The sequence below is a fragment of the Devosia sp. Z6_126 genome (assembly GCF_058133495.1).
Genome location: NZ_JBYUNO010000005.1, coordinates 60,070 through 83,153, shown reverse-complemented (window position 1 = coordinate 83,153; position 23,084 = coordinate 60,070). Strand labels below are relative to the sequence as shown.

Genomic DNA, 23,084 nt, shown 5'->3' with positions numbered 1-23,084 from the left:
CCTAGTCCAGCGAGACGTCGCTTACAGGGACGGGTTGGGCGATCCGCTACTCAAGTGCCTGGCCGTTTGCCCCAAAGCCGGCATCAAAAATGGCAGCCCGAGGCCGAGAGCAGGACGGGCTGTGTGGAGCTCGATCTCCCCGAACTGAAGCCTGACCATGCATGAGCTCAACACAGCTGAGTGCTATCAAGGCATGGACCATTTTGTGCGGAAAAAAGATGCAACTTTGTTGACACGACGTAGATAAGATGTTGCAGGTGCGGCAAGCAGACATGCAAGGACCGCGAGTTTGACGGGTTCACCGAAGTCCACACGGACGACACCGCATCCGCCCCGGACAGCACAGGGCGACAGAGCCTTTGGCCCAATTGTTTCCTCCCAGCATCTGGCTGAGGGCTCATCGCCGGGGCTTTCGGAACTGGAGTTCGGGGTGACGCAGGTCTTTCATGCCTTTTCGCGGTGGATGGTGCGCTGCATGACCGCAGCAGGTCAGCCGGGTTTGTCGGCTATGGAGATCCTGATCCTTCATTCCATTCGCCATCGCGACCGTCCCAAGACACTGGCCGATATTTGCCTCGTGCTTGATATCAACGACACGCATGTTGCCAGCTATGCCATTCGCAAGCTCGAAGCCGCAGGCCTGGTTCATGGCGGTCGGGCCGGCAAGGAAAAGACAGTGCGAATTTCTCAAAACGGGATCGAGCTGTGCGGTCGCTATGCGCGTATCCGGGAGGAGCTTTTGGTGCGCGTCACCTCTGCTGGTCCTACCCAGGAAGAGCTGTCGCATATGGCCAGCGTGCTGCGGCATTTATCGGGATCCTATGACCAGGCAGCACGGGCAGCCGCAACGATATGAATACAAACGACGCCATGCTGGCGAATACCGGCTCCCCTATTCTGGAAGTCAGTGGCCTTTCGGTCGACTTTGGCGCCAACCGCGTCGTCAATGATCTATCCTTCAGCGTAAGTCCTGGAGAAACGCTCGCCATTGTCGGGGAATCGGGCTCCGGCAAGTCGGTCACCTCGCTTTCGGTGATGCGTTTGGTCGAGTACGGCAATGGACGCATCGTGAGCGGCGAGATCCGCTTTGATGCCGGCAACGGCGCCCAGGACCTCGCCCAGGCCAGCGACGCCGATATGCGGCGCATTCGCGGCAATGACATCGCGATGATCTTCCAGGAGCCAATGACGTCGCTGAACCCCGTTTATACCGTGGGCAATCAGATCAGCGAAGTGTTGACGCTCCATCGCGACCTCAGCCGGAGCGCGGCCCGCATGGAGGCCGTGCGCCTGCTGTCGCTGGTGCGCCTGGCCGACGCCGAAAGCATGCTGGACCGCTATCCCCACCAGCTGTCAGGGGGCATGCGGCAACGCGTCATGATCGCCATCGCCTTGGCCTGCCAACCCAAGGTGCTGATCGCCGACGAGCCCACCACGGCGCTCGACGTAACCATTCAGGCGCAGATTCTGGCCATTCTCGCCGATCTGCAGCGCGAACTTGGCATGGCCGTTGTTTTCATTACCCACGACATGGGCGTGGTCGCTGAGATCGCCGACCGGGTCGTGGTGATGTGGCGGGGCCGGAAGGTCGAAGAAGGTGCTGTAACCGAAATCTTCGCCAATCCCCAGCACCCCTATACCAAAACGCTTCTTGCCGCTGTTCCGCGCTTAGGGGCGATGACGGGCCGCGACTTGCCGCGGCGCCTAGCTTTGACGGTAATGGATGGTGAAATCCCCCGAACGATCGGCGAGGATCGCGATCACCAAACAGCCGAACTGTCCGCCGCTGCCATCGCCGAAATCCGCGATCTCACCGTGCGATTCGACGTTGGCAAAACGCTGTTGGGCCGCGTCACGCATCGGGTCCACGCCGTGGAACATGTCAGCCTCGACCTCCGGCCGGGCGAGACGCTTGCGCTGGTGGGAGAATCCGGCTCGGGCAAATCCACCATTGGTCGCACCCTGCAGGGCCTGCAGCCCGCCACATCGGGACAGATCTTTTATCAGGGCCGTTCCGTGGCCGACCTGACCGGCGCCGATGCCATGCGCCTCAAGCGGGAAATCCAGTATATCTTTCAGGATCCCTTCGCTTCGCTTGATCCGCGCAAGAGCGTTGGCTTCTCCATCGCCGAGCCGATCCGGACCCATGGCCTGATCAAGGACGAGAAAGCGTTGCAGGCACGTGTCGCCGAGCTTCTGGTCAAGGTTGACCTCGACCCGAGCGTCGCCAGCCGCTATCCGCACCAATTCTCGGGCGGCCAGCGTCAGCGTATTTCCATCGCTCGGGCACTCAGCTGCGATCCCAAGCTGATTATTGCCGATGAGGCGCTTTCAGCTCTCGACGTCTCCGTACAGGCCCAGGTTATCGAGCTGATGATGGCGCTGCAGGAAGAGCGTTCCCTAGCCTACCTGTTCATTAGCCATGACATGGCCGTGGTCGAGCGCATGGCACATCGGGTCGCGGTGCTTTACCTCGGCCAGGTGGTGGAAATCGGCACGCGCCGGCAAGTGTTCGAGAACGCTACGCACTCTTATACGCGCCGCCTTCTCGCCGCCGTGCCGCGCGCCGAACCGGGAAAGGATTGGGGACGGACCCTGATGGAAGGGGAGATTCCCAGCCCCGTGCGACCCGTCGGACAGGAACCAACAGCGCTGAGCTACCGCGAAGTCGCGCCCGGGCACCTGGTTGCGATTGAAGACTGATCGGCCCCAGATTCAACAGGAGAGAGAGCATGAAACTTTGGCACAAAGCCCTGAAGGGAGCGCTCTTGTCGAGCGTCCTGGCGCTCAGCGTGACCGGCGCTGCCTTGGGGCAAGGAGCGGGCACCCTCAACATCGCCACCCCTCAGGATCCCGGCAGCTGGGACCCGATCGACACTTTCCTTGTTAACTGGTCCGCCGTCGCGAACAATGTTTTCGATGGCCTAGTGGCACGCACGCCTGAGCTTGAGATCGTGCCGGCGCTCGCGACCGAATGGGAGATCAGCGAGGACGGGCTCACCTACACGTTCAAGCTGCGGGATGGCGTGAAATTCCACAATGGCGAGGCGTTTGACGCCGATGCTGTCAAGTTCACCTTTGATCGCCTCCTGGGCGAAGAAGGCGCCGTGGGGCCGCAGCAGTCCAACTACAACTCCATCGAGAGCGTCGAAGTGGTCGACCCGATGACGGTGGTTTTGCATCTGTCGCAGCCCGACCCGGTCCTGCTCACCAAGCTGACCGGTTATGGCGCGATGATCGTGCCGCCCGACTATATCGCCGAAAAAGGCGATGAGGTCTTCAACACCCAGCCGGTCGGCACCGGGCCGTTCCGCATGGCCTCCTACGAGGCACGCAACCAGGTGACTCTGGAAGCTTTCCCCGAATTCTGGGGCGAAGCACCCAAGCTGCAAAGCGTGGTGTTCCGCTTCATCACCGAGCCCTCCACCGCTGTAGCCGAACTGCAGTCGGGCCGCATCGACATGGTGATTCCGCCTTCCGTTCCGGTCGGCTCCATCCCCACCATTGAACAGGCCCCTAATCTCAAGGTCGTTTCGGTCCCCGGCCCTACGGTATATTCCCTGCGCTTCAAGACCGATGAAGGCATTACGGCCGACGAGCGCGTGCGCCGCGCTCTCGTGATGGCTGTCGATCGCGACACCATTATCGAAGCGATCCTCGCGGGCCAGGCGACCCCGATCTCGTCGTTCCAGTCGGCTCAGACCTTTGGTAACGACCCCGATCTGGAGCCTATTCCGTTTGATCCCGAGGGCGCCAAGGCGCTGCTAGCCGAGGCGGGTGTCGAACCCGGCGCCACCGTCCAGATCGACGTGCGCGGCAACGACGCCACCTTCAACGAAGTCGCTCAGGCCGTGGCCGCCTATCTATCCGCTGTTGGCATCACGGCAACCATCCAGCCCTATGAAACCAATGTCTTGCTCAACGACATCATTCCCGCCGGTCGCACTGGCGCTATGTGGCAGCAGTCCTGGGGTGCATGGACGTTCGACTACGACAACACCGCCTATCTGATGTACCACGAAGGCGAAAAGTGGAACCCGTATGGCAACGACCCCGAGTTGGACGCACTGCTGGAATCGCAGCGCAGCATGACCAATGTCGCCGAACGCGAGACCGTGCTGAAGCAGATCGCGAAATATGTTGCCGACCAAGCGCTGGAAATGCCGCTCTACAACGTCAACCAGATCTACGCGGTCAGTGACCGGGTTGGTAATTTTGTCGCCCCGCCCGATAGCCGCTTGCGCCTGACCGACGTCACCGTCGAATAGTCCGAGACTTTTTAAACTCGCCGCTCCGCTATCGAGGCGGGGCGGCTCATGCACTTCCGGGGTGAAGCGATGGCAGGTTTCCTTATCAAGCGGTTGTTGCAGGCAGCCTTCGTCGTCTTCGCCGTCACGTTGATCGTCGCCTTTGCCATTCGGCTCACCGGCGACCCTGCCCTGATGCTGAGCCAAGGGGCCGGCAGTATCACTGAAGCCGATCTGCAGCGCATTCGGGTGGGCCTTGGCATCGATCGGCCCTTCCTGGTGCAGTATTTCGATTTCTTGGGCGGCATTTTCACCGGCGATCTCGGCCGCTCTTTCATGGGCGGTACACCCGTCAGTCAACTCATTGGCCGGGCGTTGCCCGCAACCTTGTCCCTGGCACTCACCTCCCTCGTCGTTTCCATCCTGGTCTCGATCCCGCTGGGGGTGGCTTCAGCAACCCATCGTGGCAAATGGCCCGATCAGCTTATTCGCGTGTTGTCGCTGGTTGGGCTGTCCTTTCCCAATTTCTGGCTTGCCATCATGCTGGTGCTGCTGTTGTCCATCACCTTCCAATGGCTGCCGCCAAGCGGCCTCGAAGGTTGGCAGAGCTTCATCATGCCAGCGCTCACCATGGCCATCATCCTGACGGCAACCAATGTGCGCCTGGTGCGCACCTCCATGCTGGAGATCTTGCAGCAGCAATATGTGCTGGTCGCTCGGGCAAAAGGGCTGTCCGAGCGAGCCGTGCTCTACAAGCATGCACTGCGTAACTGCGCTATTCCCCTGATCACCTATCTGGGCCTGCAATTCGGCGGCCTGCTGGGCGGCATCGTCGTGGTGGAGCGCGTGTTCAACTGGCCGGGCATGGGCACGCTTGCCTTTGATGCGGTGTCTGCGCGCGACTACCCGGTACTGCAAGGCGTCATAGTGGTGCTCTCGCTGATGATCGTGCTGGTCAACCTTCTGGTCGACATCGCTTATGGCCTGGTCGATCCGCGCATTCGGACGGAGTAGAACCGTGAGCGAAATTGCACTCAAGCCGCATCCGCTTTCCGCCTTTCGCTCGGTCGAACTGCTGGTGGGTCTCGTAATTGTCGGCAGCATTGCGCTAGCGGTCATCTTCGCTCCCCTGCTGTTTCCCGATGGTGGGACGGGCGTGAACCTGATGGCGCGTCTCACGCCGCCCTTCACGAACGCGGCCCATCTCTTTGGCACCGACCCTCTTGGTCGTGACGTTCTGGCCCGCGTGGTATGGGGGGGCCGCATATCGCTCCTTGTGGGCGTGGTTTCGGTTGCCGGCGCGGTTGTCATCGGGGTCGTCATGGGCCTTGTTGCCGGCTATTACCGCGGCATCTGGGATATCCTCGTCATGCGCTTTGCCGATATCCAGCTGGCGCTGCCCTTTATTCTGCTCGCCATCACCTTCATGGCCATCATTGGCGGTGGGCTGACCAACATCATCATCCTCATGATCGTCTCCCAATGGGTGCAATATGCACGCATCGTGCGCGGCCAGGTGCTGACGCTGCGCGAGCGTGAGTTCGTGCTGTCGGCTCGCTCCTTTGGCGTGTCGGGGTTCAACCTGATCCGTCATCACCTGCTGCCCAATCTGCTGGGGCCCGTCGTCGTCCTGATGACGCTCAACATCGCCAACAACATCCTACTGGAATCAAGCCTCACCTTTCTCGGGCTCGGCGTTGATCCATCCACGCCCTCTTGGGGCGGCATGCTGGCCGATGGCCGCACTTACCTGCAGACCGCATGGTGGGTTAGCGTCTTTCCCGGCCTTGCCATCTTCCTGACCGTGCTCGGCCTCAACCTCCTGGGTGACTGGCTGCGCGACCGTCTCGATCCCACTGGAAGAACCAGCCGATGAGCTTCCCACTTCGCCAGACCTTCCCGTCCACCATTGAGGAGATCACCGCCCGCTTCGCCGATGCCACTGACATCGAAGCTTGGCTCTTTGCCGACGAAGCCTCGCGCCGCGCGGCGGAATTCAAGCTCGCGGCAAACGGTGTTCGAGCGCGGTTTCGCTCTGCCTACAAGCCGCTGGTCCACGCCTTTCTGGAAGAGATCGACCTGGCTGGTGTCACCGCGGTGGAAATAACCTATCCTGTTCACCCTCAAGGGGAGCCTGGGCGATTCCTGCTCGAAGCTTACCCGCTCGCCGGTCTTTTGGCCGTGCCGGTCCGCTTCACCCCCCGAGCTGACGCCGACCTTCACTATGACGTCGTTCTCCTGCACGAGGATGGCAGTTCGGCAAGCCTGGAGGTACAAGCGCCAAACCGTGTCCATGTGGATCACACGGGAGCGCAGGTGCTTTCTCCCACAGGTTGGGTGCGGGTGGAGCGCGCGGGTGTAACGGTAGCTGACGAGCAGATTGAAACCGACTTTGAGGCGGTGTTTGCAACAGCGATCAAAGCAATTGTTGAGCATGCGTGGGGCCCTACCGAGCCATTCTTTGACGAGCTACGCATTGCCGTGACATTGCCGATTGCCGACCGGCCCCTGCCCCTTGGCGAGGAGGTGATCAGCCTGACCGAAGCACTGCATGAGGATCTTTACTTCTCAGGTCTCGAGATTTTTCATAGCAAGTCTGGTCGGCCGTCTGGGGACCGGGGCCTGCAGCCCGGCCGCATTGTCCCGGTGGTCAGCTATGGGCTTGGGCCAGCGCGCCTCGATATCTCCTTGCGTCATCATAGTCACGCCCTGCCCTCGGCACCCCGCCAGTCCTTGGAAACCGCGACGGCTCCGATTGCCTTTGATGATGTCAATGAGGGACTTGAAGCGGTCGGCGGCGAGGTTTTTACCGGCACCTCCTACTGCGGGCGCACTGTATCGGGACGCTATCACCTCGGGTCAGATGCTCCTGTTCTTGTTTCCGGCGGCCAACATCCCAATGAGCCAACCGGCGTGGTCGGCGCCTTGCGGGCGGCTCAACGCCTTGCCGGCCGCAAGAATGCCCACTTCAGCGTCGTGCCGCTCGAGAACCCCGATGGTTATGCCCTCGCCCGTGAACTTTACGAGGTCGAGCCGCGCCACATGCATCACGCCGCCCGCTACACGGCGCTCGGCGACGACCTAGAATACCGGCAGGCCGGCCCACTCTATGAACGCGACGTCCGCGAGCAGATGCTGGCGCTTTGCAGCCCTGCCCTGCATGTCAACCTTCATGGCTATCCCGCTCACGAGTGGACGCGGCCGCTGACCGGATATGTGCCACGCAATTTTGCCCTATGGACCGTGCCAAAAGGCTTCTTTCTGGTCCTGCGGCACCAGCCCGGCTATCGCGCCCAAGCCGAACGTCTAGCGCGCGAGGTAGCCCATCGACTCGCTGGGGTTCCTGGACTCGCCGAACTCAACGCGAGGCAGATCGAGCTTTATCGGGCCCATGCCGGGGAACTAACCTTCGACATTTACTCCGGCTTTCCGGTGAACATCACTGAATTCCCTGACCTGAAAGTGCCGGTGACGCTCATCACGGAATACCCCGATGAAACCATCTACGGAGACGCTTTCCAGCTGGGCCATGAAGCCCAGACCCAGACCGTTCTAGCCGCCTATGATGTTTGGCAGGAGATCGCAAACGACCGGCGGCAATAACGGTCGCCTCCAATCGCAGCCGAAGTAAACCTTCGCCTCGCTGAGGCGCAGAGGCTTACATAAACATGCTGGAGTGCTGATTTTCCAGATCGGGTAGATCGTCCAGTATGCTCCCCAAGTGCTCGGCCATGGCCGTCTGGGCCCGCTGCACATCATGGGCGTCGATGGCCTCCATGATCGCCTGATGCTCGCGCACCCGGCGTTGCATGTCGGCTTCCCGCTGCAAGGTTAAATTGCAGACCCGGTCCATATGCGTTTTCATGTCCGCGATGGCTCTCCAAGCCATGCCGAGGCCAGCCCCAGTGGCCACGGCAATATGGAACGCCTCATCATGCTCGCGAAAGGCGGCGTGATCGAGCCGGCTGGATGCCTCCTCCTGCTTCACCAGCAGATTGGCGATGCGCTTGCGTTGCCAAGGGTCGAAGGACTGCGCCGCCCGAGCCACGACAGCAACTTCCAAGGACTGCCGCACGAACAGCGCTTCGGTCATTTCCTGAGCTGAGATGCGAGCAACCACGGTGCCTCGATGGGGCCTTATCTCGATCAGCCGCGAATTAGCCAACCGGATCAGCGCCTCGCGGACAGGCTGTCGTGACACGCCCAAGCGGGTGGCGATCTCCTGCTCGGAGAGGCGGGAGCCAGGCAGCAGCTCCAACTCGATGATGGCGCGGCGAAGGTCTTTTTCGATGGTCACGGCGGCGCTCTCGCCGCTCTCGGCCATCTGGATATCCAAGGTCATCGTACAAGTCTCATCCCGATTGACAGCTCACATGCACACGCCATACGGTACCATACAATTCCATACAGGGCGCAATGAACGTCCGGCACATCTGAGGAGAGGCGGGTTTGACCCGCAATGGCGATGAACATCCAGTCCCGCTTTCAGCCCAATTTCGTATCGCCAAACCTTAGTGATCCGCGACTGGCGAGTAAACGTAGCTATCGTATGGTGATCGATGGCGTGCCTTGCGATGCTCAGTCGGGCAGGGTTTTTGAGCGGGACAGCCCGGGCCACCGGGGCAAAGTTGTAGGCGTGTGGCCCGCGGGTGGCCCAGCAGACGCGGCTTTGGCTATCAGCGCTGCCCGTCGGGCTTTCGACGATGGTCCCTGGCCGCGCATTAGCGGAGCGGAGCGCTCAACCATCTTGCACCGCGTGGCCGCGGGGATCTTGGCTGATCTAGACGAGTTGGCGCTGATCGAATGCCTCGAAACGGGCAAGCCGCTGAGCCAGGCGCGTGGCGAGATCGGATACTGCGCTGATTTGTGGACCTATGCGGCTGGTCAATGCCGCGGCCTTGAGGGGGACACCCACAATTCAATCGGCGAAAACCGACTGGGACTCGTGCTGCGCGAACCTGCTGGGGTGGTTGGCATTATTACCCCTTGGAATTTTCCATTCATCATCGTGTCCGAGCGCGTTCCGTGGGCGCTGGGTGCCGGCTGCACCGTTGTCGTGAAGCCCAGCGAATTCACCTCTGGCACCACAATTCGTTTGGCCGAAATTGGCCTCCAAGCTGGGCTGCCCCCCGGTGTGTTCAACGTCATAACCGGATATGGCCCCGAAGTTGGACAGGTCCTGGCGGAAGATCCGCGAGTGGACGTTCTGGCCTTTACCGGATCGGTTCGGGTCGGCACCGAGTTGGCGAGCATTGCTGCGGGCAGTGTCAAGCGAGTGGGCCTGGAACTGGGTGGCAAGGGACCGCAGATCGTCTTTGCCGACGCAGACCTTGAGGCTGCGGCCGACGGGATCGCCTATGGCGTATACCACAATGCCGGACAATGCTGCATTTCCGGCAGCCGCCTTATCGTTGCTAATGCCATCCGCCCGGCGCTGCTGGAGCGCCTACTCGACATTTCGCGGCGCCTGCCCTTTGGCGATCCCCTCGGCGCAACCACACGATTTGGCGCCATGGTTTCCCAGCAGCATACCGAGAAGGTCTCTAGCTATGTGGCGGCAGGGGTGGCGGAAGGAGCCGAATTGCTGCTCGGCGGCGACATGGTCGATGCCAAGTCGGGCAATTTCTTTGCCCCAACCGTGTTCGACCGGGTGCGCCCAGACATGCGCATTGCCCAAGAGGAGATCTTTGGACCCGTTCTGGCAACCATAGGTTTTGACACGCCCGAGGAAGCCGTTGCCCTTGCTAATGGGACCCCTTTTGGGCTGTCGGCCAGCGTCTGGTCGCGCGACCTTGAAACCGCCATTCAGACCACGCGCAAGCTGCGGGCGGGCCGCTGCTGGATCAACTCCGTTATCGACGGAACACCCGAACTGCCGATCGGTGGCTACAAAAAGAGCGGCACTGGCCGGGAACTCGGCCGCTATGGCTTTGACGAATATTCCCAGTTCAAGGGTCTGCATATGACCCTTGGACGCGGGCAACCGTGGTTCGAGCACTGAGGAGCGCTGCACGACCGAAAACTGGCGGCGGGCTCCGGATCGGAACACGCCGTTCGACCCGGACCTGAGGAGGACCCGGGGCAATTCAAAGGGAGGACTAATCCATGAAACTGACTAAGTTTAAGTGCGCCTTGCTGGGAGGCTGCGCCCTGTTCGCCAGCCTAGGAGGAGCGATGGCGCAGGATCAGGAGCCGGTTAAGGCGACCATGATCATCTATCTCGATCCGAGCGTGCAGTTCTTCAATCCCGTGGTCAAAGGCGCGCAAGACGCTGCCGCCGCGTTCAATGTTGATCTGGACGTGCAATATGCCAACAACGACCCAGTGCGCCAGAATGATCTGATCGAAACGGCCGCGGCCACGGGCGTGGATGGGATCGCCGTGTCCATCTCCAGTTCGGATGCATTCGACGACAGCATTTGCGCGGCAGTCGAAGCCGGCATCGTGGTGATCGGCTTTAATAATGACGACCTGGAAGGCCGCGATGGCAATTGCCGGCAGGCCTATGTTGGCATGGATGAGTTCGCCTCCGGCTACGAACTGGGCAACCGGATGATCGAGGAATTTGGTCTCAAGGAAGGGGACACGGTCTTCAACCCACGCGAAATTCCCGAGGCAAGCTTCGCCGTGGCGCGCGGCGGCGGCATCGAAAAGGCTATGGGGGAACACGGTATCACTGTTGAAACGGTGCGTGCCGGCCTGGACCCCGCAGAAGCTCAGAACATTATGGCACAGGCGCTGATCGCCAATCCAAACATCAAGGCGGTATTCGGCACTGGTTCGGTCACCTCCACTGTTGGGGCTGGCGCCATTCGCGACGCTGGGGTGGACGTGCCGTTTGGCGGCTTTGATCTGGCGATCGAAATTGCGGACGCGGTGGAAACGGGCGCGATGTTCGCCACCATGGACCAGCAACCCTATCTCCAGGGCTACTACCCCATCGCCCAGATCGCCATGGCCAAGCGCTATGGTTTGACCCCGACAGATGTCGACACCGGACAGGGCGCGTTCCTGGACCAAGGCCGCATTGGCGCCGTCAAGCCACTGATCGGTACCTATCGCTAACGGGATCTGCCCCGGCCCACATGGCCGGGGCTTCCCTTCAGAACTGGATATCACCGTGACCGAACTTTCCCCTGCTCGCGCCCTTGCGCCGAGGCGGACGGCAGCGACGTGGCTGCACGATTTGCTGTCGATGCCTGCAGGTGCGATCCTGCTGGTGTTTGTTGTTGTGCAACTCGCCTGCATCATCGCCGGGCTTTGGTTCCCTGACACCTTCCGCTACCTGTCGCCGCAGAACATGGGCATCATGATGCGCTCGGTCCCCGTACTGGGTTGCCTGGCGCTTGGCGCCGGTGTGCTGATGATCGCCGGGGAGTTCGATCTATCCATCGGTTCGGTCTACACGTTAACTGCCGTGGTCATGGCGGTGCTGGTGGGCCATGGCGTGGACGCCTTTCTTGCCGCCCCTGTGGGCCTGCTGGTCGGTGCTGCGATCGGGTTGGGCAATGGAGCGCTGACGCTGCGCTTCAATCTGCCATCCTTTATTGTTACCCTTGGTGGCTTGTTGTTCTGGAGGGGCGCGGTGCTGCTGATCAACGGCGCCGTGCAGGTGCGCTTTGATCCCAATCCGGTGTTCCAGGCCTTGTTTGGCGGCACAGTACTCGGCATCAACGCCGCATTTATCTGGTTTGTCGGGCTCTGCCTGGTGTTCTGGGCCATGCTGCACCGGCACCGTTTTGGCAATCATGTGTTCGCGACAGGCGGCAATCGCTCGGCAGCAACAGCGATCGGCGTCAACACCGCCCGGGTCAAGCTGATGGCCTTCGCCCTTGCCGGCTTCATGGCCGCGTTTGCCGGTATCCTCGCGACCACCCGCGTTGGTAGCGTGCAACCGGGACAGGGAGCCGGGCTGGAGCTGCAGGCGATCGCCGCTTGCGTCATCGGTGGGCTATCCCTACGCGGTGGACGCGGCTCAATCCTGGGCGTGTTCCTCGGGGTGATGCTGATCTTCACCATTACCGACGTGCTGCTGCTGATGCGCGCGCCTGGCTTTTATCTCGACATGTTCATCGCCACGCTGATCGTGGTGGCCTCGATCTTCAACCATGGGCTCGATCGCCGGGGAGCTTCCATATGAGCCTGTTGGCCCTGCACAATATCAACAAGTCCTTTGGCCCCCTCAAGGCGCTGACCGATCTCAGCTTTGAAGTCGGGCATAGTGAGGTTGTGGGCCTGCTTGGCGATAACGGCGCGGGCAAGTCGACCACGGTCAACATGATCTCGGGCATCCACCAGCCGAGTTCGGGCTATATCTCGGTGGAGGGGCAGCGGCACGAGTTTACCTGCCGACGCGATTCCGCTGAGGCGGGCATCGAAACCATTTACCAGAACACCGCTCTGGTGGATTGCCTGTCCATCTCACGCAACATTTTTCTCGGGCGAGAACTCACCGACCGCTTCGGGTTTCTTGACCTCAAACGCATGCGCGAGATTGCCATGCAAGTGCTTGAAAGCGCCGTGCATATTTCGGGTATCGACAGTCCCGACAAGCTGGTGGGCGATCTCTCGGGCGGCCAGAAACAAGCGGTCGCAATTGCTCGCGCCGTGTTCTTCAAACGACGCGTCCTTCTCCTCGATGAGCCCACCTCAGCGCTTTCCGTGCGTGAAACCGAAGCCCTCCTGCATCAGGTGCTTAAGCTCAAGGCAGAAGGGGTCTCGAGCGTGCTCGTGACCCACAACCTCTACCACGCCTATCAGGTCTGTGACCGCTTCGTGATCATGAGCCACGGCACCAAGGTTTGTGACGTGGCAAAGGCGGACACCACCATCGAGGAACTGACGCAGCATGTGGTGCTGACATGAGTATTCCGCTGCCTGCCGGTTTCATCGAAAAAGACTGGAACCACTGCCTGCTCCCTCAGCGCCAGACCACTTTGCCGCAATTCTGCCTGCAAGATGAACGGGTTCTGAACGACAGATGACCGGGGTCTTGTTAAACGCGGTAACGAGGCGCGGGGGAGCCGGTTTGACTGGCGGCGAACAGTGCCTGGGAGGTTGCGGCGTATCGGTGCCAGAGCTCGATGTCCGCCACTGACGGCAAGGTGACCGCTTCGCCGCTATCCAGACCCGCCAGAGCCGCGTCGACCATCGTATCTGCGCTCATGATCAGTTCTGCGGGGATTTGGTCGAGCGGCATGATCGAGCCATCGTAAATCTCGGTGGCGACACCGGCGGGCAGCACTGCCTGCACCTGGATGGCTGTGTCCCTGAGCTCCTGCTGCAGTCCGCTCGTGAACAGCAAGACGAAAGCCTTGGTTCCGGCATAGATGGAGGAGAGGGGCAAAGCCCGGAATGCCAGCACCGAGCTGATATTGATGATGGTGCCGCGGTTGTGGGCAATGAAGCCAGGCAGGGCGGCGTGAGTGAGACGCGTGAGCGCGGACACGTTCAGCGACAACATGGTGCTGATCCCCTCGGACGACAGCTCGGCCGTGCCCCCGATGTGGGTCAGGCCTGCATTGTTGACCAGCATGTCTATAGACGTATCGGACGCCAGAACTTCGGCCACCCGTGTGATGCCGTCATCGGTGGCGAGGTCGGCAACCAGTGGTCGTGCGCTGATGCCGTAGCTGCTGATGAGTTCGGCGGCCAACTGCTCGAGCCGTTCGGCGCGGCGCGCGACAAGGATGAGGTCGTGCCCACGGGCTGCCAATCGGCGCGCATAGGCAGCTCCGATGCCGGAGGACGCTCCGGTAACAAGAGCAGTGCTGGAAAGGGACATGATTGAGCTCCAAGGTTGATGCCGAGGAGATAGACCCGAATTGGCTTCTGCATTAGGCTGATAGATCTGATAGGGTTCATTGGCTAGGCCGATAGATGAAACGCCAGGATTTGAGCGACCTCCTTGCCTTCCAGGCTGTCGCCGAAGAGCAGAGCTTTACCCGGGGCGCCAAGCGCCTTGGCTTGTCGCAAGCGACGCTCAGTCAAACGATCAGCAAGCTTGAGCAACGCCTTGGCTTCAGGCTTTTGGCGCGCACAACGCGCAGCGTTCGGGCCACCGAGGCGGGACAGCGCTTGCTCGACACCCTTAGACCGGCACTCGCCAAGCTTGAAGCAGAGATCGAGGCGCTCGCGGGGTTAAGCGATACGCCATCCGGCACCATCCGCCTGACGACCATCCGCTATCCCGCCAAGTCCCTGGTCCTGCCAGCCCTCGAGGCGTTCCGGATGGCTTATCCCAGGGTGAAGGTTGAGATATTCGCCGACGACGCCTTTGCCGATATCGTCGCCGGCGGTTTTGATGCCGGAATCCGGTTTGGCCACCAGATTGAACAGGATATGGTGGCAGTGCCGATCGGGCCGGACGCCCGCGCTGCGGTCGTGGCGACACCGGACTATTTCGCCCGCTATCGGGTTCCCAAGGACCCCTGGGATCTCGCCCGCCACGACTGCATCAACTTCCGCATGGCAAGCGCTGGAAACATCGCCAGGTGGCACTTTTCGCAAGGCGGGCGCCCCCTCGACGTCACGGTGGACGGCACCCTCGTGGTCAACGACGGGGACACTCTGGAGGCAGCCGCTTTGGCCGGATACGGGCTGGCTTATGTTTTCGAGGATCAAGTCGCCCGTCACCTCAGCGACGGGCGGCTCGTGCGGTGTCTCGAGGATTGGTGCCCGCCTTCGCCGGGCTATCATCTTTACTATCCATCGCGGCGGCAACGGACCCCCGCACTGATCGCCCTGGTCGACATGCTGCGTTACCGCCCCTGAGTGGAGGGAAAAGCGGACAATGCCCCTGCCAGCACGGGCAAGCTCGAGGGCATTTCGATCAACCTCCAGCACAGTAGGCTTTCGCATCTGGCGGGCCGCAGGGTTGATGATTGGCGGGTCAGCAGGCCCGCCAATCCTTGGGGTGTAACAGCCCGATCACACAGCCACGACAGCTTCGGCAGCCCTGGAGTAATCGACATATCCAGCGGCTCCGCCGCCATAATAGGTTGCGCGATCACTCGGGCTCAGGCTTGCCCCGGTAGCGAAGCGTTCGACCAGGTCCGGGTTCGAGATAAACGGAGCGCCAAAGGCAATGGCATCGGCAAAGCCATTGTTGATCAAAGCATTGCCGGCCTCGAAGCTATAGCCGCCATTGGCGATCAGCGGGCCGGAGTAAAGGGGCCGAAAATGCTTGGCAATATCGGCTCCAAGAGCTTCCAGCGGCGTGCCTGCCAGATTGCTGATCGGGTTCATGAGGTGCAAGTAGGCCAGGTTGCGCTCTGACAGCTGGCTAACCAGATGCTCAAAGGTCTTCAGGGTTTCGGCTCCCGCAACGAACTTGCCGACGCCGGTCAGGCCTGGGCTGAGCTTGATGCCGACGCGACCAGGAGCCCAGGCATCGGCAAGGGCGTCGATAATTTCCAGCGGGAGCCGCGCCCGGTTTTCAACCGAGCCGCCATAGTCATCCGTTCTGAAATTGAGGGTTTCGTAGAGGAAGGCCGGGATCAGAAAGGTGCTGATGCCATGCAGTTCAACTCCATCGAAACCGGCAATCTGCGCCAAACGAGCGGATTTGGCATAGTCGTCCACCGTGCGGGCGATATCGCTGAGGTCCATGGCTCTGGGGGTTACGGTTTCCTGAAAGCCGGCATTGGTAAACGTCTGCACACCAGGGTTCACCGCCGATGGAGCGAGCGGCAGTGCGCCGTCCAGCATATCAGGGTGCGAGGAAGGGCCGGTATGACCGAGCTGGACGAAAATCCGCCCGCCTGCTTCATGAACGGCATCGGTGACGCGACGCCAGCCTTCGGCCTGCTGCTGCGTGTAAAGTCCGGGTACATTTATGAAGCCCACCCCATCGCGGCTGGGCCAGGTCCCCTCGGTCAGAATGAGGCCCGCCGAAGCGCGCTGGGCGTAGTACTGGGCTTGAAGCGCATTGGGGACCAGTTCAGGATTGTTGGTCCGCGCACGGGTCATTGGCGCCATCACAATGCGGTTGGGGAGTTCGAGATCGCCCAAACGGATTGGGCGCAAAAGGACAGGGTTTGACTCGGTCATGTTCGCTCATGGGGCAAGGCGAAGCGCCAACCGCGGATCGGGCTTCTGGAGGAGGACGATGCCCGTCGACATCATTGCCCAACCTAGCTATAACCGTGCGCACCTAGAGACAAGTACCGACCTTTTAGTAAGTATGGGTGGGCGGGGAAGAGATGACCCAAACCAAGTTCAGATGCGGCCTGGAAGCGGTGCTGGAAATTCTGGGCGGCAAGTGGAAGCCGCTTATCCTGTTCCATCTAGCCAGTGGCGCGAAGCGCACAGGACAGTTGCGCGGCCTTGTCACCAATGTGAGCGAGAAGATGCTGATCCAGCATCTCAAGGAGCTGACCAATGACGGCATTATTCGCCGCATTGATTTCCGGACGGTCCCCCCGCATGTCGAATACGAATTGACCGAGTTTGGCCAGAGCTTGGCTCGTGTTCTGGCGCCGCTGTGCGAATGGGGAACACAGCATGACGGTGAAATCTCGGTTATCGTACAAAAGCGGACACTTGCGGCAGACGCGGCATAGTCGGTGGGTGTTCTGGCGATGACCGCCCTGGCACCTATCCAGCCCAAGACCGATGGCCGACTGGAGGTCGGCTGCCCACCGGCCACTTCGGGGTGGGAAGGGGCCGGAGCTGCCGGTGTTTAAGTGTTTCCCTTCGCACGAGTTTGGTGGCGTTCTGGCTTGTGATGGAACGCGATCGCGGCACAAGCCTTAGCTGCATAGTTGCATCAAATGCCGTGGGCTCATGCTTTTCGACTCTGAACGTGCCTTGGAAGAATTTATCCGGGATCCATCCTTTCCCTGCGTTGGCGCCAAGTCCGCCTTGGGAAAAGACCAGTTGACCACTTATGTGGCTCGCAGCCTCGACAGCGCCTGGAACGATGTCGAAATCCAGGACCAGCTCATGCGGTTCGCCTGGCGCTATCAAGAACATCCCACGCTGTTTACGAGCTTTGCGGTGATCTTCGAGGGCCCTGATGACCTTGATGAAGCGCGGTTCGAGCGGCACATGTGGGAGCGGATCCAGTCTCTGACCGCAAAGGACAGCTGGCGCGGACAAACATCGGACCCACGCGTCAGTGCAGATCCCGATGATCCGCATTTTTCGCTGAGTTTCGGCGGCCAGGGGTTCTTTGTGGTGGGCCTGCATCCCGGGGCGAGCCGCCCGGCCCGCCGCTTTGCTTATCCGACCATGATCTTCAACCTGCATGATCAGTTCGAAGCCTTGCGCGCGCAGAACCGCTACGAGAAGCTGCGCGGCTCGATCCTGGAGCGTGATCTGGAACTTGCGGGCAGCATCAACCCAATGCTGGCTCGCCATGGCACCGTTTCCGAAGCCAGGCAATATAGCGGCCGCAAAGTGCCCGATGGCTGGAGCTGTCCTTATCATCGCGAGGAAATTCCAGCCGCGGCCGACCCTTTGGGCGAAACGGAGCATTCCTGATGGACCTTGGCATCAACGAAATTGCGCCACGCTCAGGTACGGCCTTCGAGCTCAGCGCGGGGCAGATCCTGACCGTTATCGATCCGCTGGGGGGCCAGGTCGCGGACCTGTTGGCGATTTCCCGGGCCGATACTGCCGAGATGATCTCCTCGGGCCGCACCCTGGATTATGCCGAGAGCATCTATCTCACCACCGGCAATATGCTGTATTCGAACCGTTCCAACGTGATGCTCGACATCATCGAGGACACGGTCGGCCGGCACGATTTCCTGCTGACCCCGTGCAGCGAAGCAACCTTTCGCCTGTGTTACGACAATGAGCCACCCCACCAGGGCTGCCATGGCAATCTGCACCACGCGTTGATGCCCTATGGCATCGCCGAAGACGCTATTCCCGTGGCCTTTAATTGCTTCATGAACGTGCCGGTGGATGGGGTAACGGGCAAATTCAACGTGCTGCCCCCACTGAGCAAAGCGGGAGACTTCATCCGCTTCCAGGCCCGGATGGACCTCATCATCGGGCTCACAGCATGCTCGGCGCCGGCCAGCAATGGCGGCAGCTTCAAGCCAATTCATTATTCCATCGGCTGATCGTTGGATTTTTTGCCGGTGCCAGGGCCGGCTCAAGCAACGCCGGCAGCCCGGAGATAGTCGAGGAGGTCCTCGGGAAACACCTGCTCGCTTGTTGTGGCAAGCTCCTTGTGGCTCCACCAGCGATGCTCCGCCATCACTTCGCGCTCGAGATCGGTCCAACCTTGCCGCGAGATGTCCTGGCTCGGCGCCCGAACCAGGAAATATCGCTCATCGGCTTCGACCATCTGACCCGAGGCCAGGGGGAATGTGGTTCTGCGCTGGCCCACCTCCTGCCCTACCTCCAGGATCAGGCCAGTTTCTTCATCGAGTTCGCGCCGGGCGGCCTGTTCGAAGCTCTCGCCCTCGTCCACTGCGCCGCCCGGCGTCGCCCAAAAAGTTCGCCCGGCCAGCGCGCCCGAACGGTGCACGAAGCGAAACAACAGCAGGCAACCGCTGGGATCGACAACCAGGAGCCGCGCTGAAGGGCGCTGAACGAGATCAGGTTTCATGCAAGCCGCCCCCCTGTCGTCAATGCTGTGCTAAAACGAGCCCAGTCCCAACGGAAGCGATTTCCGAACGGGACCAGTGTCGGTTCCACCTTCCGCCAGGCAGCGGCGGATCAGGGCGTGCCCACCCTCACCATGGCGAGCGGCGCGGGGCACGACACCCAGCAAATGGCCAAGATCGCCAAAACCGTAATGATCTTTGTGCGCTCCGAAAAAGGGCGCAGCCACACGCCTGAGGAGTTTTCAACCATCGCCGACATTGTCGCGGGCATCCAGGTGCTGGCCGCCGGGCTATATAAACTTGCTTACTGATCGTGGGATTTCGCCCATCGCCACGAGCTGACGAGGCGCCGGATGGCAGCTTGTGCTGGTGGGCCCCAGGTCGCCTTCCCGCCGGGTCGACCGTGAACACCATCATCGCCGATAATCAGGCACACAAGGGCCTTGCCGAGTGCCCAACCGCGGGCACGGCGCAGGGTAGCTGCGTCAATCGCCGGGCGATAGCTGTCCCAGAAGCGACCGATCGCGCCATCAGGCAGCAGCAGCCACGCGGCACCCAGGTCGCAGGCAGGATCGCCTGCACACATGTCGCCAAAGTCAACGACGCCGCAAAAATCACCCCCTCTGGTCAGCAGATTGGCCGGGTGTAGGTCCCCATGAAGCCACATGGCTTGGCCCGTCCACGCAGGGGCGGTCACGGCGTCAGCCCAGATTTCACGCAGATCATCCGGATCGGCGATCAGCCGACGATCGGTTGCCTCTTTCAGGAACCGGGCAACACCTTCGCTGGATGTGGCCAGGGATCCGCCTCTGCCGTGTCGCCCGATTGGTGCAGCAGGAGGCGCGGGGTGGTGAAGCGCTGCCAGGAAAGCCGCAAGGCTGTCTGCGGCTTGAAGGCCAGGAGTCGCAGGGGCGCGGTCCGCAGGCTCGCCAGGAACCCAGGTCGTGACGATCCATGTGCGCGGGAACAGCTCGGAAGGTTGCCCAAGTCTTTTGGGAACAGGTATCGGCAGCGGGAGACGCGGGGCCATGGCAGGCAAGAAAGCGTACTCCTTGAGGAGCAGCTCATCCGCATCTTGGGTCGACCAGGGCAAACGAACTGCGAGTGCGTCCCCGAGCCGCCACATCTGATTGTCCCAACCCAGAGCCCCCAAAGCCAGCGGCAACTCGGCCAAGTCCGGGTGCTGTTCGCCAAGCAGCTTCGCGATCAGGTCCGCGTCGAGTGCCGCCTTGGTATCGCTCATCTGGACGCCCTTGTTGGATGATGCTCGCCGCGCAAATAATGCCGCTGCTGGTAGGCAGCAGACTAAACAGCACAAATTGTGGCCGCCCTGGGGACCCGCCAAGCAAGCGGCCGAGATGTCTGCCCTTTGCCTCCTGCTTCACCCTCGACAGCTGAAATGGGGTCGCAGCGTTCGGGGCAGTGAGTGCGCCGCAGTCGGTTGTTCTCCGCGGGGTATACGGTTTGGACGCTGCCCCAGCCGGTTGCCAGCCGATCGACCCCGCTCGCCCGAGTGCCGTGTTCAATGGAGGACCCGCTGCAACCGGTCAAAATGTATTGACCCCGTTGATGCAACGGGAAGGAAGGTCGGGGATTGCTCCAACCAGGTGGTCGTTGCCGGTCGCCCGGAAAACGCCGCCTTCCTGCAGTTATCACAATGGGAGTTCTCGATGCCTCGCCTTTCCCTTTTGCTTGTCGGGACCGTACTCTCCACGGCGGCACTGATGCCCCCTGTATTGGCGCAAGCGCCCACCGTGCAGACGCAAGCCCCAAATGCGCCTGATCAGGAGCCGGCCTTCGCCCAGCAGACGCGAGCACCACTGCCGGAAAACCCCGCTGCTGTTGAAACGGAAGTGGTGGCAAGTGATCTGCCGCAACTTTGGGCGCTGGAATTTCTTCCGGACAACCGCATGTTGGTGACGGCCAAAGCCGGGGCGCTGCACATCATCAGCGAAGATGGCAAAGTGAGCGCGCCGGTCGAGGGTGTTCCCGCTGTCGACAGCGAAGGACAGGGGGGGCTGCTCGACGTGGCGCTGGCGCCGGACTTCGAGAGCTCAGGCCTGATTTTCTTTTCGTTCTCCGAACCGCGGGAGGGCGGCAATGGCACATCCGTGGCCAAAGCCCGACTGGTAATGAACGATGATGGGGGCGCCGGCCTCGAGGATATGGAGGTGATCTTCCAGCAAATGCCCACCTATGACGGCACCAAGCACTTCGGCTCTCGCCTCGTGTTCGGCACCGACGGATCCTTGTTTGTTACCGTGGGCGAGCGTTCCGACGTGGAGCCACGGGTGCAGGCACAGGATCTGGGCTCTGGCTTGGGCAAGATCTTCCGCATCGACCAGAATGGCGATCCGCTTCCCGACAATCCTTTTGTGGATGTGGAGGGCGCCCTGCCCGAGATTTGGAGCCTTGGGCACCGCAACATGCAGTCGGCGGCGCTGGACGGGCAAGGCCGTTTATGGGCAGTGGAACATGGGCCCAAGGGCGGTGACGAACTCAACCGTCCCGAGCCTGGCACCAATTATGGCTGGCCTGAAGTCACCTACGGGATTGACTATAGTGGCAAGCCGATCGGTGAGGGCATCACCCAGGACGCTGAAACCACCCAGCCGGTCTATTATTGGGATCCGGTGATCGCGCCATCGGGCATGGCCTATTACGAGGGGGATGAATTCCCGCAATGGCAGCGTGCGTTTCTGGTCGGTGGGCTGGTGGCGCAATCCATTGTTGTCCTGCACCTCAACGACAAAGATCAGGTCGAAACCGAGGAATGGGTGCCGCTCCAAGCCCGGGTCCGGGATGTCAAGGTCGGGCCTGACGGCGCGGTCTATGCGGTAACCGAAGATGCCGAACGGGGCACCTCCGAGATCGTCCGCATCACCAACGCGTCGTAAGCTCGACCGGAGCTTGCATTGGCACGGCGTGATAAACCCGAGGTGCCGGCACGTCCTTTGCGGCCGGCACCTCGAGAACCGCGCTCTTGCCGGCCGCCAACCCTCTACTCTGCGCCCCGTTTCGGTTGGGCGCGCTCGTTTGAGGCTGTCTCAGAACCCGCCCGTCCGCCGACGCATAGTCGGAATCGAATTGCCAAGCAGCTCGCCGAACGCCGTGATGCGAGATGCCAGAATGCACCTTCGAGCCTATCCTGCAGCTAGCCGCTCCCGAAAGCTTCGGGCACTTACGAACACTGCGGTATCGGCATGGCGTTTCGGACAACCATCAAGCGCGTGCAAACCCGAGGAACCGGGCCGTGTCTAGATCGATGGGCACGCCGTTCGACCTACGGGTTTCCGCCTCTCGCCATTCCCGGTCGCCCGGAGCCATGACGGGGCCGCCGCCGGATCGGGCAGCGGCGCTGCGCAGGGAGGCCAGATAGCTGCCGATGGCCAGACCGAACAACTCGGCACCCACAAACTTGCTGGGATCAATGACCATCACGAAGTGCCCCATATTGCGCGGCTCGTGGATGTTGTCGGTGTCGTACATGGGAATAAAATCGGGATCGAGGGTCGTTCCGGTCAAAAGCGCTGAAAACAGGGTAGCGACGCCGGCAAGCCCCGCACCTTTGTAGCCATATTCCTCGCCCCCGAGCGGCAGCAGCATTTGAGCCTGGTGCGGATCGCGCGTCGCGCCCCCCTCAGTATCGGCGGCCACCCCCGCAGGCAGTTGGGCTCCCAGCGAGCGGTGCAGCAGCACCCGGTTCATGGGGATTGATGAGGTCGCCATGTCAAGCAGCCATGGGCGGCTATTGGGAACGGGTGCGGCGAAGGCGAGGGGATTGGTGCCGTGAAAGCGCTGCGCTCCGTCAAACAGGGCGACCATGGCATCGGTATTGGTCGTGGCAAAGGTGACAAAGCCCTGCTCGGCACCAGCAACGGCATAGGCGCCGGCGGCCCCCAAATGGGAGGAGTGCTCGATGCCCACTGCCGCGATGCCGCTTTCCCCGGCAATGTCGATCCCCACCTGTACTGCCTGGTAGGCGGCGTAATGCCCCAGCCCATGGTCGGCATCGACCATGGCGCTGGCCGCCGCAGTGCGCCGGACACTGATCTGAGGGTTCTTGTTGATGCGCCCACCAGCCATCATCTTGCAATAATGCTCGGCGAGCCGCACGCCATGGCTATCCACGCCAACCATGGAGGCGTGCATCAGGGCGCGCAGGGCGGCCTCGGCCGAGGCCGGGCTCGCGCCTGCCTCAATCAGTGCTGCCAGCACCCGCTGTTCGAGTTCCTTGGCGGGGACCAGGATCTGATTGTTGCTCTGCATTGTC

Annotated in this window: 23 protein-coding genes; 17 read left to right on the top strand and 6 right to left on the bottom strand. The window is 61.4% G+C overall.

What is annotated here, in order from left to right; all coding sequences use genetic code 11:
* Positions 1 to 367 precede the first annotated feature (367 nt).
* The 6 genes from AC3YOG_RS18690 (at position 368) to AC3YOG_RS18665 (ending at position 7,850) form a co-directional block, all read left to right on the top strand.
* Complete coding sequence (locus AC3YOG_RS18690; protein ID WP_489936248.1) at positions 368 to 856, top strand: winged helix DNA-binding protein; 489 nt, start codon at positions 368 to 370, stop codon at positions 854 to 856.
* 14 nt (positions 857 to 870) lie between these two features.
* Positions 871 to 2,703, top strand: coding sequence for an ABC transporter ATP-binding protein (locus AC3YOG_RS18685; protein ID WP_489936247.1), 1,833 nt, complete (start codon positions 871 to 873; stop codon positions 2,701 to 2,703).
* Between the two features lie 29 nt (positions 2,704 to 2,732).
* Positions 2,733 to 4,268: an ABC transporter substrate-binding protein gene (locus AC3YOG_RS18680; RefSeq protein ID WP_489936173.1), complete on the top strand. Its 1,536-nt coding sequence runs from the start codon at positions 2,733 to 2,735 to the stop codon at positions 4,266 to 4,268.
* Positions 4,269 to 4,337: 69 nt separating this feature from the next.
* On the top strand, positions 4,338 to 5,261 hold the full coding sequence (locus AC3YOG_RS18675) for an ABC transporter permease (protein WP_489890784.1): 924 nt from the start codon (positions 4,338 to 4,340) through the stop codon (positions 5,259 to 5,261).
* 58 nt (positions 5,262 to 5,319) lie between these two features.
* The gene (locus tag AC3YOG_RS18670; protein WP_489936246.1) at positions 5,320 to 6,123 is read left to right on the top strand and encodes an ABC transporter permease; all 804 of its coding nucleotides are present in this window, start codon (positions 5,320 to 5,322) and stop codon (positions 6,121 to 6,123) included.
* On the top strand, positions 6,120 to 7,850 hold the full coding sequence (locus tag AC3YOG_RS18665; RefSeq protein WP_489936172.1) for a M14 family metallopeptidase: 1,731 nt from the start codon (positions 6,120 to 6,122) through the stop codon (positions 7,848 to 7,850). Before AC3YOG_RS18670 ends, AC3YOG_RS18665 begins: the two co-directional genes overlap by 4 nt.
* Positions 7,851 to 7,905: 55 nt before the next feature.
* On the opposite strand, the gene AC3YOG_RS18660 is transcribed toward AC3YOG_RS18665, so the two are convergent.
* A complete protein-coding gene (locus AC3YOG_RS18660) occupies positions 7,906 to 8,589 on the bottom strand; it encodes a GntR family transcriptional regulator (protein WP_489936171.1) in 684 nt (227 codons plus the stop codon).
* Positions 8,590 to 8,796: 207 nt separating this feature from the next.
* On the opposite strand from AC3YOG_RS18660, the gene AC3YOG_RS18655 reads away from it, so the two are divergent.
* The 5 genes from AC3YOG_RS18655 to AC3YOG_RS18635 all read left to right on the top strand — a co-directional run bounded on the left by AC3YOG_RS18655 (position 8,797) and on the right by AC3YOG_RS18635 (position 13,231).
* Positions 8,797 to 10,248, top strand: coding sequence for an aldehyde dehydrogenase family protein (locus AC3YOG_RS18655; RefSeq protein ID WP_489936245.1), 1,452 nt, complete (start codon positions 8,797 to 8,799; stop codon positions 10,246 to 10,248).
* 104 nt (positions 10,249 to 10,352) lie between these two features.
* Positions 10,353 to 11,312: a substrate-binding domain-containing protein gene (locus tag AC3YOG_RS18650; RefSeq protein WP_172125792.1), complete on the top strand. Its 960-nt coding sequence runs from the start codon at positions 10,353 to 10,355 to the stop codon at positions 11,310 to 11,312.
* Between the two features lie 130 nt (positions 11,313 to 11,442).
* Positions 11,443 to 12,387 (top strand): ABC transporter permease, encoded by a 945-nt coding sequence (locus AC3YOG_RS18645; RefSeq protein WP_489936244.1) that lies wholly within the window; start codon positions 11,443 to 11,445, stop codon positions 12,385 to 12,387.
* Positions 12,384 to 13,112, top strand: a complete 729-nt coding sequence (locus tag AC3YOG_RS18640) for an ATP-binding cassette domain-containing protein (RefSeq protein WP_489936170.1) — start codon at positions 12,384 to 12,386, stop codon at positions 13,110 to 13,112. Before AC3YOG_RS18645 ends, AC3YOG_RS18640 begins: the two co-directional genes overlap by 4 nt.
* Positions 13,109 to 13,231: a hypothetical protein gene (locus tag AC3YOG_RS18635; protein WP_489936169.1), complete on the top strand. Its 123-nt coding sequence runs from the start codon at positions 13,109 to 13,111 to the stop codon at positions 13,229 to 13,231. Before AC3YOG_RS18640 ends, AC3YOG_RS18635 begins: the two co-directional genes overlap by 4 nt.
* An 11-nt stretch (positions 13,232 to 13,242) precedes the next feature.
* Here AC3YOG_RS18635 and AC3YOG_RS18630 read toward each other — a convergent pair whose 3' ends face one another.
* Positions 13,243 to 14,031, bottom strand: a complete 789-nt coding sequence (locus AC3YOG_RS18630) for an SDR family NAD(P)-dependent oxidoreductase (RefSeq protein ID WP_489936168.1) — start codon at positions 14,029 to 14,031, stop codon at positions 13,243 to 13,245.
* Between the two features lie 95 nt (positions 14,032 to 14,126).
* On the opposite strand from AC3YOG_RS18630, the gene AC3YOG_RS18625 reads away from it, so the two are divergent.
* A complete protein-coding gene (locus tag AC3YOG_RS18625; protein ID WP_489936167.1) occupies positions 14,127 to 15,020 on the top strand; it encodes a LysR family transcriptional regulator in 894 nt (297 codons plus the stop codon).
* A 156-nt stretch (positions 15,021 to 15,176) separates the two neighbouring features.
* Here AC3YOG_RS18625 and AC3YOG_RS18620 read toward each other — a convergent pair whose 3' ends face one another.
* Complete coding sequence (locus tag AC3YOG_RS18620; protein ID WP_489936166.1) at positions 15,177 to 16,298, bottom strand: alkene reductase; 1,122 nt, start codon at positions 16,296 to 16,298, stop codon at positions 15,177 to 15,179.
* 152 nt (positions 16,299 to 16,450) lie between these two features.
* Here AC3YOG_RS18620 and AC3YOG_RS18615 point away from each other — a divergent pair, with 152 nt between their 5' ends.
* From AC3YOG_RS18615 to AC3YOG_RS18605, 3 genes are all read left to right on the top strand, one after another.
* A complete protein-coding gene (locus tag AC3YOG_RS18615) occupies positions 16,451 to 16,810 on the top strand; it encodes a winged helix-turn-helix transcriptional regulator (protein WP_127754427.1) in 360 nt (119 codons plus the stop codon).
* 223 nt (positions 16,811 to 17,033) lie between these two features.
* Entirely contained in the window at positions 17,034 to 17,732 is a 699-nt protein-coding gene (gene gntA / locus AC3YOG_RS18610; RefSeq protein WP_489890775.1) for a guanitoxin biosynthesis heme-dependent pre-guanitoxin N-hydroxylase GntA, read from the top strand.
* Positions 17,732 to 18,322 carry a DUF1989 domain-containing protein gene (locus tag AC3YOG_RS18605; RefSeq protein WP_127754429.1) on the top strand — a complete coding sequence of 197 codons (591 nt, stop codon included), beginning with the start codon at positions 17,732 to 17,734 and terminating at the stop codon, positions 18,320 to 18,322. The genes gntA and AC3YOG_RS18605 overlap by 1 nt, the downstream gene beginning before the upstream one ends.
* Positions 18,323 to 18,354: 32 nt before the next feature.
* Here AC3YOG_RS18605 and AC3YOG_RS18600 read toward each other — a convergent pair whose 3' ends face one another.
* Positions 18,355 to 18,813 carry an NUDIX hydrolase gene (locus AC3YOG_RS18600; protein WP_127754430.1) on the bottom strand — a complete coding sequence of 153 codons (459 nt, stop codon included), beginning with the start codon at positions 18,811 to 18,813 and terminating at the stop codon, positions 18,355 to 18,357.
* A 27-nt stretch (positions 18,814 to 18,840) separates the two neighbouring features.
* Here AC3YOG_RS18600 and AC3YOG_RS18595 point away from each other — a divergent pair, with 27 nt between their 5' ends.
* A complete protein-coding gene (locus tag AC3YOG_RS18595; protein ID WP_489936165.1) occupies positions 18,841 to 19,122 on the top strand; it encodes a M20/M25/M40 family metallo-hydrolase in 282 nt (93 codons plus the stop codon).
* Here the strand turns inward: AC3YOG_RS18595 and AC3YOG_RS18590 are convergent.
* Positions 19,116 to 20,054, bottom strand: a complete 939-nt coding sequence (locus AC3YOG_RS18590; RefSeq protein WP_489936164.1) for an aminoglycoside phosphotransferase family protein — start codon at positions 20,052 to 20,054, stop codon at positions 19,116 to 19,118. The genes AC3YOG_RS18595 and AC3YOG_RS18590 overlap by 7 nt on opposite strands.
* A gap of 427 nt (positions 20,055 to 20,481) precedes the next feature.
* Between AC3YOG_RS18590 and AC3YOG_RS18585 the strand changes: the two genes are divergently transcribed.
* On the top strand, positions 20,482 to 21,708 hold the full coding sequence (locus tag AC3YOG_RS18585) for a PQQ-dependent sugar dehydrogenase (protein ID WP_489936163.1): 1,227 nt from the start codon (positions 20,482 to 20,484) through the stop codon (positions 21,706 to 21,708).
* A 325-nt stretch (positions 21,709 to 22,033) separates the two neighbouring features.
* On the opposite strand, the gene AC3YOG_RS18580 is transcribed toward AC3YOG_RS18585, so the two are convergent.
* The gene (locus AC3YOG_RS18580; protein ID WP_489936162.1) at positions 22,034 to 23,080 is read right to left on the bottom strand and encodes an Ldh family oxidoreductase; all 1,047 of its coding nucleotides are present in this window, start codon (positions 23,078 to 23,080) and stop codon (positions 22,034 to 22,036) included.
* Between the last annotated feature and the right edge of the window lie 4 nt (positions 23,081 to 23,084).

Excerpts from the sequence above, each read along its gene's own strand:
- AC3YOG_RS18675 (WP_489890784.1), top strand. The coding sequence starts at position 4,338 with ATGGCAGGTTTCCTTATCAAGCGGTTGTTGCAGGCAGCCTTCGTCGTC.
- AC3YOG_RS18685 (WP_489936247.1), top strand. The coding sequence starts at position 871 with ATGCTGGCGAATACCGGCTCCCCTATTCTGGAAGTCAGTGGCCTTTCG.
- AC3YOG_RS18640 (WP_489936170.1), top strand. The coding sequence starts at position 12,384 with ATGAGCCTGTTGGCCCTGCACAATATCAACAAGTCCTTTGGCCCCCTC.
- AC3YOG_RS18600 (WP_127754430.1), bottom strand. The coding sequence starts at position 18,813 with ATGAAACCTGATCTCGTTCAGCGCCCTTCAGCGCGGCTCCTGGTTGTC.
- AC3YOG_RS18635 (WP_489936169.1), top strand. The coding sequence starts at position 13,109 with ATGAGTATTCCGCTGCCTGCCGGTTTCATCGAAAAAGACTGGAACCAC.
- AC3YOG_RS18650 (WP_172125792.1), top strand. The coding sequence starts at position 10,353 with ATGAAACTGACTAAGTTTAAGTGCGCCTTGCTGGGAGGCTGCGCCCTG.
- AC3YOG_RS18620 (WP_489936166.1), bottom strand. The coding sequence starts at position 16,298 with ATGACCGAGTCAAACCCTGTCCTTTTGCGCCCAATCCGTTTGGGCGAT.
- AC3YOG_RS18580 (WP_489936162.1), bottom strand. The coding sequence starts at position 23,080 with ATGCAGAGCAACAATCAGATCCTGGTCCCCGCCAAGGAACTCGAACAG.
- AC3YOG_RS18655 (WP_489936245.1), top strand. The coding sequence starts at position 8,797 with ATGGTGATCGATGGCGTGCCTTGCGATGCTCAGTCGGGCAGGGTTTTT.
- AC3YOG_RS18605 (WP_127754429.1), top strand. The coding sequence starts at position 17,732 with ATGGACCTTGGCATCAACGAAATTGCGCCACGCTCAGGTACGGCCTTC.
- AC3YOG_RS18615 (WP_127754427.1), top strand. The coding sequence starts at position 16,451 with ATGACCCAAACCAAGTTCAGATGCGGCCTGGAAGCGGTGCTGGAAATT.
- gntA (WP_489890775.1), top strand. The coding sequence starts at position 17,034 with ATGCTTTTCGACTCTGAACGTGCCTTGGAAGAATTTATCCGGGATCCA.
- AC3YOG_RS18665 (WP_489936172.1), top strand. The coding sequence starts at position 6,120 with ATGAGCTTCCCACTTCGCCAGACCTTCCCGTCCACCATTGAGGAGATC.
- AC3YOG_RS18585 (WP_489936163.1), top strand. The coding sequence starts at position 20,482 with ATGCCTCGCCTTTCCCTTTTGCTTGTCGGGACCGTACTCTCCACGGCG.
- AC3YOG_RS18660 (WP_489936171.1), bottom strand. The coding sequence starts at position 8,589 with ATGACCTTGGATATCCAGATGGCCGAGAGCGGCGAGAGCGCCGCCGTG.
- AC3YOG_RS18645 (WP_489936244.1), top strand. The coding sequence starts at position 11,443 with ATGCCTGCAGGTGCGATCCTGCTGGTGTTTGTTGTTGTGCAACTCGCC.
- AC3YOG_RS18680 (WP_489936173.1), top strand. The coding sequence starts at position 2,733 with ATGAAACTTTGGCACAAAGCCCTGAAGGGAGCGCTCTTGTCGAGCGTC.
- AC3YOG_RS18590 (WP_489936164.1), bottom strand. The coding sequence starts at position 20,054 with ATGAGCGATACCAAGGCGGCACTCGACGCGGACCTGATCGCGAAGCTG.
- AC3YOG_RS18630 (WP_489936168.1), bottom strand. The coding sequence starts at position 14,031 with ATGTCCCTTTCCAGCACTGCTCTTGTTACCGGAGCGTCCTCCGGCATC.
- AC3YOG_RS18625 (WP_489936167.1), top strand. The coding sequence starts at position 14,127 with ATGAAACGCCAGGATTTGAGCGACCTCCTTGCCTTCCAGGCTGTCGCC.